This is a genomic window from Thermobifida cellulosilytica TB100 (assembly GCF_001517975.1).
In the GTDB taxonomy this organism is placed as follows: domain Bacteria; phylum Actinomycetota; class Actinomycetes; order Streptosporangiales; family Streptosporangiaceae; genus Thermobifida; species Thermobifida cellulosilytica.
Genome location: NZ_KQ950197.1, coordinates 1 through 1132 on the forward strand (window position 1 = coordinate 1; position 1132 = coordinate 1132).

Genomic DNA, 1132 nt, shown 5'->3' on the forward strand with positions numbered 1-1132 from the left:
ACAGCCCTGATTCTGGATCTGCGCGAGGTTGTGGCTACGCACCTGCTGGTCTTCGTCCATAATCGGGTTGTGGTAAGTCACGACTACTTCGTTAACCAGATTGGCCGGAGACGCGTTAGTCGCTTCCTGAATGGACAGCAGCCCGGAATCCGTGTCGAAGATCGGCAGCGTGTCGAAGTCGTAGTCCTTCCGGATCAACCGCAGGGACAGTTTGCCCGTCACTTTGCTGACGTACATCGCACCGCCAATGTGGTCGAGGATAAGCTGCATGAACGATTCGAGCGTGTCCTGACGGTTCCATCGGATGCAAAGGCCGAAGTTCTCGTTAAACAGGGTGTCGGCTGCGAGGCGGAACGTCGTATCGTCGATAAGGTCGCGCGACAGACCACGGCCCCACTCGTAGTTCGACTGGCATTCGTACAGGATGTGCGCCGGGTTCATGGCATGGATTTCGTGCTGATTGCCCTGACCGTCGTACCCCTGCATCTTGACCAGACATTTTTCCGGATACCAGACGCCGCCAGTCCACCCGGCCGGAGAGCGGCGGGCCTTGAATTTCCACTGCTTCCGGTATGGGTTCATGGCGCAGATCAGGCCGTCGAAATACGCGGTAACGACACCACGGAATTCCGGCTGGCGGCCACCGAGCATGTTCTTTAACTTCTGGCTGACGGTCTGCGTCGGCGCGCCCATGTACAGTGCTAGCGGGCCATCAATGCCGCCTTCCGCCTTCGTGCCGCCGAACAAGTCTTCGCGGTTAATCTGGATGGTTGTGTTGCCAGTGATTGAGCCTGTCCACGCGGTACGGTCGCCCACGCGGATCTCGACAATCTCATTCACCGGGCCACGGAAAAGGCCCATAAACAGGCCCATGTAGTATTTGTACCCAACCGTAATCTTCTTGGCTTTACTTCCCATGTGCGTGCGCCTCGTCCCATTCTTGTTGGGCCACGGCTGCGGCTTTACGCAGCAGCGGGTTTGCGGACTTCATGGCTTCCGCTACCGGGTAGCCTTCCCGTAGGAATTGTTCGAAGGTGATTCCGAAGCGCTCGGCCAAGCGCTCCGACCCGTTTTTGCAATACCCGAGTTTCCGGGCATGGCGCATAAAGATGCGCGGCTGATCCTGCGGCTC

The 1132-nt window shown here is 58.1% G+C and carries 2 protein-coding genes; both read right to left on the bottom strand.

Annotation, left to right across the window (positions count from 1 at the left end):
* Positions 1-873 (bottom strand): hypothetical protein (locus AC529_RS19275; protein WP_198156501.1); only part of this gene is annotated, 873 nt, incomplete at its 3' end.
* Between the two features lie 34 nt (positions 874-907).
* Positions 908-1132, bottom strand: a 225-nt coding sequence (locus AC529_RS21095) for a hypothetical protein (protein WP_083948482.1), incomplete at its 5' end; no start/stop codon positions are given.